The sequence below is a fragment of the Janthinobacterium sp. BJB301 genome (assembly GCF_002735685.1).
GTDB lineage: Bacteria > Pseudomonadota > Gammaproteobacteria > Burkholderiales > Burkholderiaceae_D > Janthinobacterium > Janthinobacterium lividum.
The window spans coordinates 2,514,231-2,532,273 of sequence record NZ_PDZJ01000001.1 but is presented as its reverse complement, the minus strand read 5'-3'; the positions used below and the strand labels follow the sequence as shown (position 1 = coordinate 2,532,273).

General features: G+C 65.0%; 13 protein-coding genes. 5 read left to right on the top strand and 8 right to left on the bottom strand.

Annotation, left to right across the window (positions count from 1 at the left end; translation table 11 throughout):
* Positions 1-41: 41 nt before the first annotated feature.
* Positions 42-953 carry an alpha/beta hydrolase gene (locus CSQ91_RS11150; protein WP_257217292.1) on the top strand — a complete coding sequence of 304 codons (912 nt, stop codon included), beginning with the start codon at positions 42-44 and terminating at the stop codon, positions 951-953.
* Here CSQ91_RS11150 and CSQ91_RS11145 read toward each other — a convergent pair.
* Positions 938-3,988 (bottom strand): hybrid sensor histidine kinase/response regulator, encoded by a 3,051-nt coding sequence (locus CSQ91_RS11145; protein WP_257217291.1) that lies wholly within the window; start codon positions 3,986-3,988, stop codon positions 938-940. The genes CSQ91_RS11150 and CSQ91_RS11145 overlap by 16 nt on opposite strands.
* Here CSQ91_RS11145 and CSQ91_RS11140 point away from each other — a divergent pair.
* Entirely contained in the window at positions 3,987-4,616 is a 630-nt protein-coding gene (locus tag CSQ91_RS11140) for a LysE family translocator (RefSeq protein WP_034779141.1), read from the top strand. The two genes, CSQ91_RS11145 and CSQ91_RS11140, sit on opposite strands and share 2 nt — an antisense overlap.
* Here the strand turns inward: CSQ91_RS11140 and CSQ91_RS11135 are convergent.
* Both CSQ91_RS11135 and CSQ91_RS11130 read right to left on the bottom strand, forming a co-directional pair.
* Positions 4,579-5,313, bottom strand: a complete 735-nt coding sequence (locus tag CSQ91_RS11135) for a YceI family protein (protein ID WP_240317574.1) — start codon at positions 5,311-5,313, stop codon at positions 4,579-4,581. The two genes, CSQ91_RS11140 and CSQ91_RS11135, sit on opposite strands and share 38 nt — an antisense overlap.
* Positions 5,314-5,861: 548 nt before the next feature.
* Positions 5,862-8,567, bottom strand: coding sequence for a M1 family metallopeptidase (locus tag CSQ91_RS11130; RefSeq protein WP_034779139.1), 2,706 nt, complete (start codon positions 8,565-8,567; stop codon positions 5,862-5,864).
* 262 nt (positions 8,568-8,829) lie between these two features.
* Here CSQ91_RS11130 and CSQ91_RS11125 point away from each other — a divergent pair, with 262 nt between their 5' ends.
* Positions 8,830-9,453 carry a glutathione S-transferase family protein gene (locus CSQ91_RS11125; protein WP_099388276.1) on the top strand — a complete coding sequence of 208 codons (624 nt, stop codon included), beginning with the start codon at positions 8,830-8,832 and terminating at the stop codon, positions 9,451-9,453.
* A gap of 75 nt (positions 9,454-9,528) precedes the next feature.
* Here CSQ91_RS11125 and CSQ91_RS11120 read toward each other — a convergent pair whose 3' ends face one another.
* From CSQ91_RS11120 to CSQ91_RS11105, 4 genes are all read right to left on the bottom strand, one after another.
* Positions 9,529-11,634 carry a prolyl oligopeptidase family serine peptidase gene (locus CSQ91_RS11120; protein ID WP_180278399.1) on the bottom strand — a complete coding sequence of 702 codons (2,106 nt, stop codon included), beginning with the start codon at positions 11,632-11,634 and terminating at the stop codon, positions 9,529-9,531.
* Between the two features lie 182 nt (positions 11,635-11,816).
* Positions 11,817-12,476 (bottom strand): hypothetical protein, encoded by a 660-nt coding sequence (locus CSQ91_RS11115; RefSeq protein WP_143451009.1) that lies wholly within the window; start codon positions 12,474-12,476, stop codon positions 11,817-11,819.
* Positions 12,477-12,479: 3 nt separating this feature from the next.
* The gene (locus CSQ91_RS11110; protein WP_099388274.1) at positions 12,480-13,124 is read right to left on the bottom strand and encodes a DUF4304 domain-containing protein; all 645 of its coding nucleotides are present in this window, start codon (positions 13,122-13,124) and stop codon (positions 12,480-12,482) included.
* 129 nt (positions 13,125-13,253) lie between these two features.
* Positions 13,254-13,682, bottom strand: coding sequence for a RidA family protein (locus CSQ91_RS11105; protein ID WP_099388666.1), 429 nt, complete (start codon positions 13,680-13,682; stop codon positions 13,254-13,256).
* 128 nt (positions 13,683-13,810) lie between these two features.
* Between CSQ91_RS11105 and CSQ91_RS11100 the strand changes: the two genes are divergently transcribed.
* Positions 13,811-14,749 carry a LysR family transcriptional regulator gene (locus CSQ91_RS11100; RefSeq protein ID WP_099388273.1) on the top strand — a complete coding sequence of 313 codons (939 nt, stop codon included), beginning with the start codon at positions 13,811-13,813 and terminating at the stop codon, positions 14,747-14,749.
* On the opposite strand, the gene CSQ91_RS11095 is transcribed toward CSQ91_RS11100, so the two are convergent.
* Positions 14,733-16,421 carry a CehA/McbA family metallohydrolase gene (locus CSQ91_RS11095; protein ID WP_099388272.1) on the bottom strand — a complete coding sequence of 563 codons (1,689 nt, stop codon included), beginning with the start codon at positions 16,419-16,421 and terminating at the stop codon, positions 14,733-14,735. The two genes, CSQ91_RS11100 and CSQ91_RS11095, sit on opposite strands and share 17 nt — an antisense overlap.
* Before the next feature lie 323 nt (positions 16,422-16,744).
* Here CSQ91_RS11095 and CSQ91_RS11090 point away from each other — a divergent pair, with 323 nt between their 5' ends.
* On the top strand, positions 16,745-18,040 hold the full coding sequence (locus CSQ91_RS11090) for an MFS transporter (protein ID WP_099388271.1): 1,296 nt from the start codon (positions 16,745-16,747) through the stop codon (positions 18,038-18,040).
* Positions 18,041-18,043: the final 3 nt, after the last annotated feature.

Sequence of the window (18,043 nt, the reverse complement as noted above, 5' to 3'; positions counted from 1 at the left end):
TCGCTATGATGGCGTTTCATTGTTCCCTGCGCGAGCGGGCCATGCAACGCCTGATGCTGTTGAGTCTTGTCCTTGTCCACCTGTACGCGGGCGCCGCGCCGCCCGGCGCGATTGTGCTGTGGCCCGGTGCGCCGCCCGGCGGCGCGGCGCCTGGGCCGCAGCGCGACAGCGCCAAGGGCTCCATCACGCAGGTTGATCAGCCTTACCTGATCGCCCACCGCCCGGCGCAGCCGAACGGCATGGCCATCCTGCTTGCCAGCGGCGGCGGCTATGCGCATATCGAGGCGGGCAAGGAGAGCGGACCGGCCGCCAACTGGCTGCAGGCGCAGGGCATCACGGCGTTTGAGCTTGTGTACCGCCTGCCACGCGAAGGCGGCGGGGTGGCCGCGCCATTCCAGGATGGCCAGCGCGCCATGCGCGTGATCCGCGCGCGGGCGGCCGAGTGGGGCATCGACCCGGCGCGCATCGGCATGCTCGGTTTTTCCGCCGGCGCGCACCTGGCCGGCATGACGGCCGTGCGGCCTGACGCTTCCCGCTACGCGCCCGTCGACGCCATGGATGGCGTCTCCGCGCGGCCCGACTTTGCCGTGCTGCTGTACCCCGTGCTGACCATGCAAGCGCCATTCGACACGACACACGCGAAGAAGCAGTTGCTGGGCGCCCATCCCACGCAGGCGGCGCGCGACGCCTTGTCGGTGGAGCTGCATGTCGATGCGCGCACGCCGCCCGCTTTCATCGCGCAGGCGCTGGACGATCCCATTTCCCCGCCCGAGAACAGCCGGCTGATGGCAGCAGCCCTGCGCCGCGCAGGCGTGCCCGTCGAGCTGCATTTGTTCCAGCACGGCGGCCATGGCTGGGGCCTGGGCAAGCCGGGCAGCGAGCCGGCCGCCTGGCCGCAGCTGCTGCTGGCATGGCTGCGGGCGCATGGCTGGATGGCTCAGCCGGCAGGCTGAGCTTCCAGGTCGCGCCGCGCCGCATCCAGCGCCGCCTGGAGCTGCGGCAGGAACTGCTCCACGTTATCGAGCTGGCCGTTCGATGCCAGGGTTTCCATTTGGTGGCACAGGCCGTGCAGGGTAGGGCGGCTCAGGTAGCCGGCGCTGCCCTTCAAGGCGTGGAAGGCGGCAGCGGCAGCGCTGGCGTTGCCGTCGCGCACGGCGTGGCAGGCCAGGTCCAGGCGCCGCGGCGCTTCCGTCAGGAACGCTTGTGCGATGCGCTGCAAGTGCTGCGGCGACAGGCCTGCCAGCGGCAGGATGTGCACGGGCGCCGTCATGGGATCGGCCGGCGCCGGTGGCTCGTCGGCGGCGCCTTCCAGACCGAACTGGCGCGCCAGGGCGTCGTCTTCGGTGGGCGTGGCAGGCGGCAGCGCGTGGCCGCGCGCCAGCAGCAGGTCGATGATGGCGTCGATTTTCTCGAACAGCAGCGCTTCGTCGACGGGCTTGCTGAGGAAGTCGTCCATGCCGGCGGCCAGGTAGCGTTGCCGGTCATGTTCGCTGGCGTTGGCCGTCAGCGCGAGGATGGGGATGTGCGCGTCGGGAATGGGGAATTGGGCGTTGCCGCCGTCGCGGATCAGGCGCGCGGCCTGTTCGCCATCCATCTGCGGCATGCGGCCATCCATCAGCACGCAATCGTAGGCGCCGGATCCCAGCGCGCGCAGCGCCTGCTCGCCGTTTTCCACGATGGTCACGTCATGTCCCATGCCTTCCAGAAGGGTGCCGATGATGATCTGGTTGGTGCGCACGTCTTCGGCGCACAGGATGCGCAGGCGGCAGGCGTGGCGCGCGTGGCGTGCGGGCCGGCGCGCGTCGGCCGCCGGCGCGCTGCCGTCTTGCAGCGGCAAGGTGAAATGGAAGCGCGAGCCGATGCCGACGCGGCTCTCCACGCCGATCATGCCATCCATCAGTTCGACCAGTTCCTTGCAGATGGCCAGGCCCAGGCCCGTGCCGCCGTAGCGGCGCGTGGTGGAATGGTCGGCCTGCTCGAATTTTTGGAACAAACGGGGCAAGGTGTCCGCGTCGATGCCGGGACCCGTATCGCTGATGATGAATTCGATGGCGCTGCGGCCATCGTGGCGCGGCGGCGTGCGGGCGCGCCGCACTTCCAGCAGCACTTCGCCATTGGCCGTGAATTTCAGCGCGTTCCCCAGCAGGTTGATGAGGATTTGCCGCAGGCGCGTGGGGTCCGCGCGCACGTAGCGCGGCAGGTCCAGCGCCAGTTCGCGGCGCAGCAGCAGGCTTTTCGCATCGGCCTGGCCCTGCACGATGCCGGCCGCGTCGCCGATCAGCGCCAGCAGGTCGAAGTCCACGGTTTCCAGGGTCAGCTTGCCCGCGTCGATCTTCGAGAAATCGAGGATGTCGTTGAGGATGGTCAGCAGCGACACGCCATTGTGCAGGCCGATGCGCAGGTATTCCTGCGTACGGCCACGTACAGACTGGTCGCGCAGGGCGAATTTCAGCATGCCGATGACCCCGGCCAGCGGCGTGCGGATGTCGTGGCTCATGGCGGACAGAAAATCGATGCGGTGGCGGCTGACCACTTCCGCGTGTTCCTTGGCCTTCAGCAGGGCGTCGTTGCTGAGGGTGAGCGCCAAAGTCCGTTCCTGCACGCGCTGTTCCAGGTTGTTGCGCAGCAGGCGGATCTGGTCGGCCAGGGCAAACGCCAGCAGCAAGCCGTCGAAGGTGCCGCCGAGCAGGGTCACCAGCTGGGCGTTGGCCACCATGGCGGGCATCAGGCCCAGGTTGGCCGGCAGGATCAGAAAGCCGGGCAGCATCAGGGCGACGAAGGCCAGCACGAAGAAGCGCGCCGGCTGGTAGCCGCGGCACCAGACGACGATGCCGCAGATGAGCGCCAGCAGCATCCAGATGCTGATGGCGATGGTGGCCAGGGTGTGGGCATACGACAGGGCGAAGAAGCAGCTGGGCAGGAACAGCAAGGGCAACACCAGGTTGACCTTGCTGATCCGGTACAGCAGGGGCGAGTAGTCGCGCAGGCGCAGGAAATGCGTGTAGAACAGGGTGCTGAAGACGGGCAGCAGGAAAAACGGCACGTAATGCAGCTGCAGCATGTGCCAGTCGAACAGGTCGGCAAAGACGTGGAAGGTCATGGCCCAGGCCAGGCCATAGGTCAGCACGTACAGCGCGTAATAGGCCGAGGCTTTTTCCAGGGTGATGGAAAAGATGAAGAAATTGAACAGGCCCAGCGCCAGCAGGGCGCCGATGGATGCCACCATCAGGAAGTTTTCCTTGCCCACCAGCTTGCGGTAATCCTGCTGCGTCTTCACGCCGAACATGGGTGCGCGCGCGTAATAGGGGCTGGAAAAGCGGATCAGGATGTCATACGTGGCACCGGGCGCCAGCTGCACGTTCCTGCCGTAGTGCAATAGATACTCGTGCGGGCGCTGGTAGCCGGTCAGCAGGGTCTGCGGCGCCGTCTGTGGCCCGGGGCCATACACGTGCACATCGACCAGGTCGATCAGGGTATCGTTCGGGTCGATGACCCAGGCCGCTACGCTGCTGTCGTTGCGCACTTGCGCATGCAGCCAGTAGGCGCCGCCGAACAGGTCGACCTGTTCGGCCGGGCGCTGGCGCGCCAGCCAGGCGGGCAGGGCGGCCGCATCGGCAGGTGCGGCCTCACTTCCGGCGAGAAACAGTTGCCCACCGTTGCCCAGGTGCTGGATGCCTTGTTTGTTCAGGGGCAAGGGTGCCGCCTGCGCCGCACCCGCCAGGCCCAGCAGGCTGATCAGCAAGCTGAACAGAAGCGGCCAGCCGCATAGCCAGGCGCTGACGCGGGAGCTGGAAGCGCGGTGGCTGGATGGGGGCGGGTGGGCTGGCATCGATGGGTTTGGTGATGGTCGCGCGGAAAATGGCGGCAACGCCGTTTGCTGTGGAGTACCCATTTTAATCGACTCTCGGTGGCACACGGGCAATTTCATGTCCTGCCGGCATGGCGAGCGCTCCGGTATCATGGCGCCTTTTGCTTGCGAGATATTCATGCTCAGTCCTGACCAGTTCCTGGCCTTCCTGGCCGCCGCCGTCGTCATTACCGCCAGTCCCGGCCCCGACAACCTGATGGTGCTGGGCGTGGGCATGTCGCGCGGGCGCCGCCAGGGCATGGCGTTCGGCCTCGGTTGCGCCCTCGGCTGCCTTACGCACACCGTGCTGGCGACCATCGGCGTGTCGGCCCTGCTGGCCGCCTCGCCCACCGCATTTACCCTGCTGAAAGTGGCTGGCGGCCTGTACCTCGTGTGGCTGGGCATCGGCGCCTTGCGCAGCCGTGGCGGCGCCAGGGTCGATGGTGCGGCGGCCTTGCCCGACGAGTCCTTGCTGCGCCTGTTCGGCAAGGGCTTGTTTGCCAACAGTATCAATCCGAAAGTCGTGCTGTTTTTCCTCTCGTTCCTGCCGCAGTTCATCGTCGCTGGCCAGGGCAATGCCAGCTGGCAGACGGCGCAGCTGGGCCTGGTCTTCACGGCGCAGGCTTGCGTGCTGTTCGGCCTGCTCGGCTATTTTTCCGGCGCCGTCGGCAAGTGGCTGAACCGCCGCCCGCGTGCCGGCCTGTGGCTGGACCGCGTGGCCGGCACCATCTTCATCGGCCTGGGCTTGCGCCTGATCCTGGCGCGCTGATTTCCTGCCGGGCGGTGATGCGGAACGCCAGTTCCATCTGGTCCTGCACGGCCATGGCCCCGCCCAGGACGGCGAATGGCACGATGCCGAAGTCGCTCTGTTTCAGCAGCAGGCTGCCGCTGGCCTGCAGGCGGCGTCCATCGGCCGCTTGTTCGATCCGCACCGGCAGCTGCACCGTGCGCGTCACGCCATGCAGGGTGATGTCGGCCTCGAGCACTTCCTTGTTGCCCATGCGCCGGGCGTCGATGCGCACCCACGGATAGCGTTCCGCCTCGAGCACGCGCACCAGCATGTTGTGGCGCGTGCCGGCGATGGCGTCGGCCGACGGCGTCGTCGTCAAGCCGGCCGCCTGGCGCAGGCTTTCTTCATCCACACTCATCTCGTCCAGCCGGAACTGAAAGGCGGCGCGACCCGGCGCAGGCGCCACCACGCCCTGCAGGCTGCGGCTGGCGATCACGTGGTCATGTCCGAGCCGCGCCAGCGCGCCGCCGCGGCGCACGGTGATGGTCAGCAGGGATTCTTGCGGGACGATGTGCAGCACCTGCACGCCCTGCTGTTGCCACGCTGGCGCTTGCATGGCGGCAGGGGCGGCCGGTGCAGGGGCCGGCGGCAAGGGCGTGCAGGACGCCAGCACGGCGCAGGTAAGCAGGAAAGTGGTGCGGATGGTTGACTTCAGGCGGTGGTTCTGGCTGGGCATGGGCGTACGAGGCAAGGGCGATGGGGGAATAGTACGCGATCCGCGCGGCGGCGCGCGTGCATTGTTAGAGCTACGTCATAAGGCGGTCATATGGCGCTGTTATGATGCTTTTGTTGGCACACAGCATGCAATGCGCAAATCACTACGCTCCGGGAGCGATAGGATGCAGGCATGACTCAACAGCTTAGCCGGTGAGCTCAACCATCGGCACCAGATATGTAAAACTTGTTTTATAGTAATGATTGCAGGGTGGGACAGGGGAAATGCGGGGATCGGGCGGGGATTTAATGAAGTCCTAAGCCTGTTTCCGGCAAGGGCTGGCATAGTGGATACATGGCGCACGGAAACCCCGGGCGCAAGGTTGCCGGACACCTCAATGACCGGCACGATTTCCACTTTTTCATGTGTTTTCCTGCTTTATCCCTGCGCTCTGAAACAGCGTTTCAACCGGCTACCGCACTTTGCGAAGCCGGTTTTTTTTGCCCGGATTTTCGTACAGGGCTGGAAAATGCCCGGCGCTGCCGTACTGCGGCGCCGGGCGCGGGAGCTTAGCCCGTTTGCTTGGCCAGCCACGCATCGACGGCCGGCAGGCGCTCGGCACGCACCTTGATGCGGTACTTGATGCCGGCCACGGAACTGTCGGCGTCGCCGCGCGCGCTGGCCGGCAGGTTGGCCTGCGCATACGCTTCCAGCTTGGCGATCATTTCCGGCTGCGCCGAACCGGCCGCCAGGCGCGGGAAGTAGCGGCTGCGCGAACTGGCGTCGATGCGCGCATTGACTTGCTCCAGGTGCGCCAGCGCGAAGTCGAAGGCCAGTTCAGGATGCCTGCGCGAAACGCGCGAGATCATGGCCGGGCTGTTGGTCACGCCAGGTTCATCCGTCAGCGCCAGCGCCAGCGCCCGCTGCGCCAGGGCCGCATCGTCGGTCGAGGCCAGCAAGTCGTACAGCTGGTTCTTGACCAGCGGCGTCTTTTCCTGCTGCGCCTTGGCGTGCAGCTGCTCCCAGGTGGCGGCGTCCGCATGCTGCGCCACCACGCCCAGGATGGTGCGGCGCAGCGGCGCAGGCATGGCGGCCGGATCCTGTTCGCTGGCCGCGTAGCGGCGGCGCGCTTCGGCGATCACCCCCGGCTCGCCCATGTCGCCGAGGATGGAAATCAGGCGTCCGCGCAGGGTCGCCACGCTCGACGCTTCGCCCGCGCGCGCTTCCCAGCCCGTCTGCGCCATCATCGGCGCCAGGCGCGCCATGGCGAAGCGGCCGAAAGCCTGCTGGCGCGCCTTGCTTTCCGCGCTATCGCCCGCATACTGCTCATACAGGCCGTTCAGCGAGCCGGCCACGCGGCCCAGCACTTGCGGATCGGCCGACAGCGGCGTGGCCTTCACCAGTTCCAGGAAAGCCGCCGGGTCTTGCAAGCCCGCCATGCCCAGCGACTGGCTGTCCGCCAGCAAGCCCAATTGATCGATCGGCGCCAGACGCGCGAAGCTGCCCGCCAGCGCGTGCGTGCCGGCTGGCGCGTACAGGGTGCGGTAGTAGCCGCTTTGGCCCGCGTTCACCAGCAGGGCGCCGCAACCGGGCACGTTCAGGGTCGCCTTGCCATTCTTGATCACTACCTTGGCCAGCTTGCCGTTGCCGACCGTAGAAGCGATCACCGGCACTTTCCACGACAGCGGCTTCTTGTCCGGCTGATCCTTGGAAAATTCCGTCTGCGTCAAGGTCACGCGCGTACTGCCCTTCCTGCACACGGCTGCGCCGACGGTGATCATCGGCACGCCCGGTTGCAGGGTGAAGTCATGGGCGATGGCGCTGACGGGCTTGCCCGCGGCCGCATCGACTTCGCGCCACAGGTCGTCCGACACCGTATTGCCATAAGCATGCTTGCGCATGTAGCTGCGCACGGCCGTGCGCCACGTGTCGGCGCCCACGTACGCTTCGAGCATGCGGATCACCGCTTCGCCCTTCTGGTAGGTGATGCCGTCGAAGGCCTGGCTGGCCTGTTCCACGGTGGCGATGCGCTGCACCACCGGGTGCGTGGTGCGCAGCGCATCCTGGCTCATCGCTGATTCGCGTCCGCCCACGTTGGACAGGGCCGTGTTCCATTCTGGGTGCAGACGCTCCGTGGTGCGGCTTTCCATCCACGACGCAAAACCTTCGTTGAGCCACAGGTCGTCCCACCAGCGCATGGTGACCAGGTCGCCGAACCACTGGTGCGCCATTTCATGCGACAGGGTGGTGTAGATGTTTTCCTTGTCGGTCTGCGTCGAGATGGTCGGGTCGAGCAGCAGGCCGTATTCGAAGGTGAAGACGGCGCCCCAGTTTTCCATGGCGCCGAAGAACTGGCTGCGGCCCGGCGCGGCGATGTTGTCGAGCTTGGGCAGCGGGTAGCGCACGCCGAAATAATCGTTGTATTCGCGCAGCAGGGCGGCCGATTCGTCGAGCGCGAAGCGGCTTTGCGCCAGCGCGCCCTTCTTCGTGATGACGCCTATTTCCGTGCCGTCGCTCATGGCCGTGGCGCGCTCGAAGTCGCCCAGGCCGAAGAACAGCAGATATGTCGACATGCGCGGCGTGGTGGCGAAATACACGTGCTTCTTGCCATTGCCCAAGTCTTCGCTGCGGGCGATCGGCATGTTGCCGACGGCCATCTGGTTGCTCGGCACGACCACGTCCAGCGCGAAGGTGGCCTTGTAGTCCGGTTCATCCCACGATGGCAGCATGCTGCGCGCATCCGAATTCTCGAACTGCGTGTACAGGGCGCGCTGGCGTCCTTGCGGCGTATCGTAGTCGAGCGAGAACAGGCCCGTCGCCTGCGTGCCGATCTTGCCGGTGTAGTCGATGCGCAACAGGTACTCGCCCTTGGCCAGCGGCTCGGCAAAATGCACGGTGGCCGTCTGCTTGTCCGCATCGATATCGATCTTTCGCGTCACCTGCTTGCTGCCGCCCGCGCCTTCGATGGCGGCGGCGGCAAACGCCAGGTTCAAGGCATTGAAGGTGATGCTGGCCGTTGGCGTGTCGACGGCCACCTTGATGGCGGCTTCGCCCTTGAAGGTCGAGGCGGCGGCATCCGGCGTGATCGACAGGATGTAGTGCAAAGGCGTGACGCCGCGCGGCAGCTGCGTGGTGGTGCCAAGGGCGTGGCTGGCCGACGCGTATTTGGCGGCGGGCGCGGCGTGGCCCGGGGTGAAGCCGGTGACGGCGGTCAGCGCCAGGACGGCGGCGGCCAGATGGCTGCGGCGGAAACGCGGAGTCGGTGTGCGATGCATGGTATGCCCTTCGTTCATGGGTAAAACGCCCGCCGGCCGGGTAGGCTGCGAGCGTTGATGGCGGTTGGGGGACATCGCTGGAACTGGAAGCCAGCGTTCCCGTACAGCAATCTAAGTGGAAACGGGGGCAAAGTCAACGCGCCAGGAGCGCCGCACCACGACGGTGCGCTGGTATGATGGGCGCCTGACTGCATTGCCACAGGCTGGTGCCGCACCTGATTGTCAACCACCATCCACCACTACAACGAGACGAGACCTGCACATGAAACTGACTATCAGCCCCCGCACGCCCAATCCACGCCGCGTCACCATGTTCATCGCCGAGAAGGGCATCACCGGCATCGAGGAAGTGGCGCTCGACCTGATGGCGGGGCAGCACCGCGATCCCGCCTTCCTGGCGAAAAACCCGCTGGGCCGCGTGCCCGTGCTGGAATTGCAGGACGGGCGCGTGCTGACCGAGACGCGCGCCATCTGCACCTACCTGGAAGGCTTGCAGCCGCAGCCGAACCTGATGGGCGAAGGCTTCGAGGAACGCGCCTTCATCGAAATGGCCGACCGCCGCGTGGAACTGCATTTGTTCAGCGCCACCGCCAACTGGGTGCGCCACGGCCATCCGGCCCTGGTGGCGCTGGAAAACCCGCAGTTTCCCGATTTCGCCGCGGCGCAGGCGGGCAAGCTGCGCGAAACGGCGCAATGGCTGGACCAGGTGCTGGGCAGCCAGCCGTACATCGCCGGCGAACGGTTCACGATTGCCGACATCACGGCCTTTTGTGCGCTGGAATTTGCGCGCGGCCTGATGAAGTACCGTCCCGGCGCGGAAGGCTTGTCCAACCTGCAGGCTTACCGCGACCGTATCGCCGAACGCCCCAGCGCGCAGGCGAAGTAGGCAATCCTGCAGCCGGGCAGGCCGGGTAGGCCGGGCAGGTCGGATTGGCGGGACGCGTAATCCGACACCACCCCATTACTTCAGCTGCTCCAGCAGGAAGGTGTAGGTCAGCGCCCACATCAGCGCCTGCTGGTCGTTGTTGGCGGCACCCGCGTGGCCGCCTTCCGTGTTTTCCCAGTACAGCACGTCGTGGCCTTGCTCTTCCATCTTCGCCACCATCTTGCGCGCATGGCCAGGGTGGACCCGGTCGTCGCGCGTCGAAGTGGTAAACAGCACGCGCGGATATTTCTTGTCCTTGAAGACGTTCTGGTACGGCGAGTACTTGCTGATATAAGCCCATTGTTCCGGCACGTCCGGGTCGCCGTACTCTCCCATCCACGAGGCGCCCGCCAGCATCTTGTTATAGCGGCGCATGTCGAGCAGCGGCACCTGGCTGACGACTGCGTTGAACAGGTCGGGACGCTGCACCAGCACGGCGCCGGTCAGCAGGCCGCCATTGCTGCCGCCCATGATGCCCAGGTGGCGCGGGCTGGTGACCTTGCGCTTGATCAGATCCTGCGCCACCGAGATGAAGTCGTCATACGCGCGCTGGCGGTTTTCCTTCAATGCCGCCTGATGCCAGCGGGGACCGAATTCGCCGCCGCCGCGGATATTCGCCAGCACGTACACGCCGCCCTTTTCCAGCCACGCCACGCCCGTGGTGCCGCTGTAGCTGGGTTTCAGCGACACTTCGAAGCCGCCATAGCCATACAGCACGGTGGGGTTGCTGCCGTCGAACTTCGTCTTCTTGGACATGATGGCGAAATACGGCACCCTGGTGCCATCCTTCGACGTCGATTCGAACTGCTCCACCTTGTATGGCGCCGCGTCGTAGTAGGCGGGCAGCGACTTGATTTTCGTGCGCTTGTCGCTCTGCGCCGTGGCCAGGTAAAGGGTGGTCGGATTGAGGAAGTCGGTCACCGTCAGGAAGTATTGGTCCGAATCGACGGGATCGAGCGCGCTGACGGCCAGGGTGCCCAGCTTGGGCGCATCGACGGCGCGGCGCTGCCACTTGCCGTTCACGTGGCGCAGTTCCGTCAGGCGGTTCTTGACCTTGTCCAGGGTCGTCACGAGGATGGCCGATTTCGTCGCCGTGACATTGTCCAGCGAAGACGTGGCCGTCGGCGCGTACAGCACTTCCAGTTCCTGCTTGCCCTGCATGAAAGACTTGAAGTCGGTCGCCAGCAGCGAACCTTGCGCATAGGTCTTGCCGTTGACTTTCCAGTCCGAGCGCAGGGTGATGACCAGCTGGTCGCGCACGGTGAATGCCGTGGAGTCGTCCGGTTTCGGCACTTTCTTCAACTCGGCGCCGTCGCGCAGGAACATTTCGCCGCTGTAGAAATCGATTTGCCGCTCGATGAACTGGTGTTCGTGGCCGGGCGTGAAATCCTTGTAGGCGCCCGCGCTCAGGTCGTCGGGCTTGGCTTCGTACAGCGTTTGCGCCTGCGCCAGCGGCGTGCCGCGCTGCCACTGCTTGATGATGCGCGGGTAGCCGGAGCTGGTCATCGAGCCGGGGCCGAAATCCGTGGAGACGAACAGGGTATCCTGGTCGATCCAGCTGGCGCTGCCCTTCGCTTCGGGCAGGGTAAAGCCGCCGTCGACAAAGGCGCGCCTGGCCACGTCGTATTCGCGCACCACCTTGGCGTCGCCGCCGCCGCGCGACAGTGAAATGAGGCAGCGTTCGCCCTTCGGATACAGGCAGGTGGCGCCGCCCCAGACCCAGTTTTCACTCTCGCCGGCGGCCAGCTGGTCGAGGTCGATCACGGTTTCCCAATTTGGCTCGGCCAGCTGGTATTGCGCCAGGGTGGTGCGGCGCCAGATGCCGCGCACGTGCTGGGCGTCGCGCCAGAAGTTGTAGTAATACTCGCCTTCCTTGCTGACGTAGGGAATGCGTTCCTTGGAATTGAGGATGGTTTTCAGGCGCGCCTGCAGGGCGGCGAAACCGGGCTGGCTTTCCAGTTCCTTGGTGCTCACGGCATTGTGCTGCTTGACCCAGGCCAGCGGCTTGTCGCCGAGGACTTCTTCCAGCCAAAGGTGGGGATCGGTAGGGGTAGAGGCGGGCGCCGGGGCTTGGGCATGGGCGATGCCCGCTGTGGCCAGGCCCAGCAGCATGCTGCCGGCAAACTTGCGATAAAAAGACATGGACAGGGTTCCTTGACGATGGTCGGTTGTGCCGTGTTGCTGTCAAAACGGCGCACCCATGGTGCCATGGATTGCTGCGGGGAACCAGTGTCTATAAACGACTATTTAAGAATTAACATGCTTTTCCAATATTGTTTGCTGGAACGGAAGCAGGCCGCAGAATCTGCGGCGTGATGCGCCCTTCAGGGGGCGCCAGGCCCAATCAGGGAGGTCACGGTGAGCCGTGTCTTGTCGACATCGCCGCCATCGGAGTGATAAATCCACAATGCCTCGTTGTCGCGGCTGTCGATGAACAGGATGCGCGTATTTTCCTCGCCGATGGTCAGGCAAGCCGCCAGCTCGGCAGGGCTGAACGGTGCTGCCTGCTTCGAGCCTGTTCCCGCCGCTTGCGCCAGGGCCTGGGCAAAGCCTTCCAGTTGCCTGACTGCCAGATAGCTTGTTCCATCCACATCGACCTCTTTGCACAACTCGTCCAGGCTGTACAGCGTGAAAGGATCTTCATCGCTGCAAATCGCCACCTCGCGACGCGACTTTCCGCTGTGGAGGTGATCGAGATAGGCCGGGGGCAGGGCCACTTTTTCCCTGGCCAGCAATTTGTCCAGCTGCTTGCCGCTTTTCTTCGCTACCCTGGCAGCCTTGGGCGCGGCAGCTTCGCAAGCCTGCGCTGTCCAGGCGACCGGATTGAACTGGAACATCCTTGTACATGCGGGGCAGTGCAGGAACATGAACGTCATCTTTTTGGTGATGGCCGTCGTTAAGAATGCGCCATCCGACGCTGCCATTGCGCTGGGGGCGAATGAGTGCCCGCAGTCGCCATCGTAGGGGCAAGTGATCTCTGTCATGGTTCAGATTGCTGTCGCATTGAAGTAGTGTTCCATACGCAAAGCGATCTCCTCTTTTTCCTGTGGATAAGATGCCTTGGGGTTTCTTTCCCAGTAGGCAATGCCTTCGTGCAAGGCCCACAAGGCTTTTTCCTGCTTGCCGGCCATCAGATAAAAATCGCAGGCCCTGGCATGCGAGCCTTGCGCTTCGACCAGGGCCAGGGCCGCATTTTCCCAGTTGGACCGGTGCTCGAGCCAGGGAATGGCCAACTCCAGCAGATTGTCCCGCAGGCAGGCCATGACTGTTGTCCGATGGGACGGATCGACGAGCTGGTGTTCCTTGTCCTCCTTGCCATCGATGACAGGGAATTGCCAGTTTCTGATATTCCAGTCGGCTACATCGCCAACGATATTGTTGGCAGGTTCGTGAGCGTAACGCGCCTTGTGCCACGATGTATAGAATCTGGACGAAACCTGATAGTGGCTCCAGAATGCCACGCAGAGATGCTCTTCGTTATGGCGGTTGGCCTGGAAATGGATGGCCTGGACGAATTCGTTCCGCGTGCGCTTGAACGTCAGCTGGCTTGGCGAGAACTTGAAGCCTGCTGCGCTCAGCGGCTCCAGCAAGAACGCTTCGATATGGGCGATGATCAGCGCTTTTGGCTTCATTGGGTTTCCTGGCATGGGTTGCTTGCGCCGCCTTGCTGTCAACATGCTGTCCAAACGGCGCTGCCATGTTGCCACAGATCAGTGCCAGCGCACCTAGCGGCGGGCAATCGTGCGAGGGAAAACCTGCCGCTATTTTTCCTGCACGCTTCCGGGGTCTGCGTGGTGGCCAGGCAGCTTGGCCACCACCTTGATCTCGAACTGGAAACCATACAGCCACGTCACGCCCACGGCCGTCACCGTCGGGTGCGGCGCCTGGCCCCAGTACCCGGCCTGCACGATATCCCAGATGCGCTGGAAGTTGGCCTGCGGGTCGACGATGAAGATGGTCACGTCCTGTACATCGTCGAAGGTACAGCCGGCCGCTTGCAAGATGGCGTTCAGGTTGTCGAACGCACGCCGGACTTGGGCGTCGAGGCCTGGTTCGGGCGTGCCGTCTTCGCGGCTGCCGACCTGGCCGGAGACGAACAGCAGGCCGTTGGCGCGCACGGCCGGGGAATAGCGGTTCTGTTCATACAGGGCTTGGCGGCCCGGAGGGAATACGACGTCGCGTTTCATCAGCTTTCCTTTGTTGATGCAGCGAAGTTGCTGCCTGGAGAACACTTTATCTGCTGCCAGCCAGCTGATAAAGCGGCCAGAATCGCCTGCACTGTTTGTATAATCCAAACAATCGAATGGCGGAGGTGTAGATGGACAGGTTTGACGCGATGAAGGCTTTCGTGCGGGTGGTCGAGACGGGCAGTTTTACGCGGGCGGCCGCGACCTTGCACATGAGCCGCACCACGGTGACGCAGCTGGTGCAGCAGCTCGAGGCGCGGCTGCGCCTGAAGCTGCTGAACCGCACCACGCGCAAGGTCAATGTGACGGCCGATGGCGCCGCCTATTACGAGCGCATCGTGCAGGTGCTCGACACCCTGGAAGAAATCGAAACGAGCTTGCCGCACGCCGCCGCCTTGCCGCGGGGCCAGTTGCGGGTGGACGTGCCCAGTCCGCTCGCCGCCTTGCTGCTGGTGCCGGCGCTGCCCGGGTTCCATGCGCGGTATCCCGATATCGTGCTCGACATGGGCGCCAGCGACCGCATGGTCGACGTGATCGGCGAGAATGTCGATTGCGTGATACGCGGCGGTGACATCACCGACCAGTCGCTGATGGCGCGCAAGCTCGCCGACTTGCCGCTGGGCGTGTATGCGGCGCCCGCCTATCTGCAGCGGGTAGGCACGCCCTTGCATCCGCTGGACTTGCAGGACAGCGCGCACCGCATCGTGCGCTTTCGCTGGGCCAGCAGCGGCAACGGCTTTCCGTACGTGATGCACCGCGAGGGCCAGAGCGTGAAGATCCATGGCCAGTACGTGCTGTCGATCGACGACGGCAACGCCTACCTGGCGGCCGGGGTGGCGGGGCTGGGCGTGCTGTGGCTGCCCGATTACATGGCGCGGCCGCACGTGGCCAGGGGCGAGCTGCTGCCGCTGTTCCCCGCATGGACGGTCGATGCCATGCCGCTCCATCTCGCCTATCCGCCGAACCGCCATGTCAGCAAGAAACTGCGCGTCTTCATCGACTGGGTGGCCGAGCTGATGGCCCGGCATTCCGCCCCCGCTGTCACTGTCACCGTCACGGCAGCTGATTGACCCACACGGGCGCCGACCAGACGATATTGCCATCGTCCTGCGCCAGCCGCGCGTAATAGAAATGGGGGCCGGGCGGGGGCGTGAGGGTGAGCTCGGCCTGGTCCGATACCTGTGTGACGGAGCCATTGCTTCCCGGCACGCCGTGGAAGATGGCAATGGCGGCCGCTTGCCGCCCCGCGCTGTTGCTGAAATGGGTGGCCAGGTGCAAGGGGCCATGGTTGTCGAAACGCTCGCCCATCAGCTTGCCGTTGGCCGTGAACAGCAGCTGCGCATGCTTGTCCATGGTGGCAAACACGCGGCGCGCGCGCAGCGCGTCGAGGAAGCTGTCGCGTGAGACGGGCATGCCGGCGGCCGGGCTGGCCACCAGCACGGCCGTGCGGTTGCCGTACGACGCGCCCCAGTTGGCGCAGTGGTTGTCCTGGTTGCTGCTGAAGGCCAGGTGGTAGCCGGCCGACAGGGCGCGGTTGCAGGCTGCCTCGTAATTGCTGCGCCGCGTCTCCGTTTCCTGGTCGTTGGTGGAAAACGCGGACGTGTTCATGACTTCGCACAGCACCATGGCCGCGTCGCCATCCGGCGTGTAGCCCAGCGGCTGGCCATTGACGAGAAACTGGCCCGTTTGGGCCGGGTGGTTGAACTGGCCGACCCAGCCCCGTTCGCGCATCAGCGCGTACAGGCCCGCGTAATCGCCCTTCGGCGTTTCCACGTCGGCCAGCAGCTCGCCCAGGGCATTCCGTTCCCAGCCCAGCAGCTGCTCGCTATTGAGGATATTCACATGGCCGCCCTTGTTGATGACGCCCCATTCCATGCCGTACAGGGCCAGGAAACCGGGGTGGGCGGCCGAATACGCGGCCGCTTCGGCCAGCCCCGTCTGGTACAGGGCTGTCGCTTCGGCAGCGGTGGCGGCTGGGTTGGTGCCGTCGGAACCGTCATACATATGGTTGTGCTCGGATGTCAGCAGGGCGTCGAGCCCATGTTGCTGCGCATACTTGTAGGCATCGATGGGGCCGAAGGGCGCCGTTTGCGGATCCTGCGCGCCGTGGCAGGCGTCGAGCGCCGCGCCGCCGTCGCTGTGGCGCGTCTGGCTGTGCAGGTTGGCGTAGACGATGCGGTAGCCGGGCTGGCCTTCCAGGCTGGGCAGTTGTTGCAAGCCGGCCTGGAAGGCGGGCACCGTGGGGGCCGTGCCGCTGCGCCGCCGCACCTGGATTGGCCATTGCTGCTCCACCTGCGTTTCCTGTGGCGTGCCCGCATCGGCCACGGCCAGCAGGCGCAGTTCATATAAACCGTCCGGGACCGGTATGCGCCGTTCGCGCGCTTCGGCGTCGGCGCGGCCATCCCAGGGCAAGGTGACACTCTTGCCGCCGGCCCCTACCTGTTGCGTGCCCGACCAGCGCCGCAGCACGGCGCCTTGCGGCCCCGGGCCGGACAAGGTCAATGTCCAGCGCACCGCATGGGTGCGGCCTTCGCCCGGATAGGCGAGGCGCACGACAAATGCACGCGCCTGCGTTGCCCGCTCGCCGCGCGCGGCGTGGAAGGGCGCGGCGACGGTGGCATCGAGTTCGCTGTGTTCCTTCGGCTCTTGCGCGGCGGCAGTGTTACTCCACGTAATGAGCAGCAGCCCCGCACACACGCCAGCCAGCCATGGCGGCCGTAGCCAACGCAGTGTCTTGACCATCGTGGCCTCCCGTACTGCTTCAGATGGCAGTTAGACAAGATATGCCACTTGCTGGTTCCCGCATGCACCAGCAAGTGGCATGCTTGCACCGTGATTGGCCATGATCTGGCGCAAAGCCGGTGTGAATGATGCTGCGTGCCCGTCAGGCAAGCTGGCACGGCACTTGCTAAACAGAGGGTACGGATCAACGGCGATCCCCTGAATAAACGCACAACGGTCCAACGACGGACCACATGGACAACGGCGTCCGCCCAGGCTGATTTTTCTCATCGGCGGGGGCGGGCGCCGTTTTGTTTTATCAACGGGATACTTCGGGAACCATCATGGCCAGCCAAAAAGCAACGCGCATCGCGCTCTTCTCCCTCGCCACGCCACCCATGCGCGCATTCCACCTGACGTGGATGGCATTTTTCGTGTGTTTCTTCGCCTGGTTCGCCTGCGCCCCCTTGATGCCGGTCATCAAGGGCGAGTTCGGCCTTTCCTTGGCACAAGTGGCGAACATCAATATCGCGGCCGTCGCCATCACCATCCTCGTGCGCCTGATCGTGGGGCCATTATGCGACCGCTACGGCCCACGCAAGACCTACACGGGCTTGCTGCTGCTGGGCGCCATTCCCGTGCTCGGTGTGGCCGCCTCGCAAAGCTATGAAAGTTTTCTGTTCTTCCGCCTGGGCATCGGCGCCGTCGGCGCCAGCTTTGTCATCACGCAATATCACACCTCCGTGATGTTCGCGCCCCGCGTGGTGGGCACGGCGAATGCGGCGGCAGCCGGCTGGGGCAATGCGGGCGGCGGCGCGGCGCAGGCGCTGATGCCCTTGCTGCTCGGTGCCGTGCTGATGCTGGGCGTGTCCGAATCGATGGGCTGGCGCGTGGCCCTGCTGGTGCCGGGCGTGCTGATGCTGGTGATGGCCGCCCTCTACTGGCGCTATACGCAGGATTGCCCGGAAGGTAATTACTCGGACTTGCGCGCCGCCGGCGTGCCTATCGAGGGTGGCAAGAAGGGGGGCTGGGACAGCTTCAAGGCCGCCAGCAGCAATTATCGCGTCTGGCTGCTGTTCGTCACCTACGGCGCCTGCTTCGGCATCGAAATCTTCATCCACAACATCGCCGCCGTGTACTACGTCGACCATTTCGGCCTGTCCCTGAAATCGGCCGGCCTGGCCGCCGGCAGCTTTGGTTTGCTGGCCCTGTTTGCCCGCGCTTTGGGCGGCTGGATGTCGGATAAATTGGCCCTGCGCGGCAACCTGAACAGCCGCGTCACCCTGCTGTTCATGCTGATGATCGGCGAGGGCGTGGGCCTGCTGTGGTTTGCCAAGGTCGACAGCGTCACGTACGCCGTCATCGCCATGCTGGTCTTCGGCCTGTTCACCCACATGGCGTGCGGCGCGACCTATGCGCTGGTGCCTTTCATCGACAGCCGTGCCCTGGGTGGCGTGGCCGGCATCATCGGCGCCGGCGGCAATGTGGGCGCCGTGGCGGCCGGTTTCCTGATGAAGGGCACGGGCGACATCCGCCAGACCCTGATCATCCTCAGCGCGCTGGTGGTGATCTCGGCCCTGTGCGCCATCGCCGTGCGCTTTACCCGCGAAGCGGCAGAACCAAACATGGCCGCGGCCTGAGGA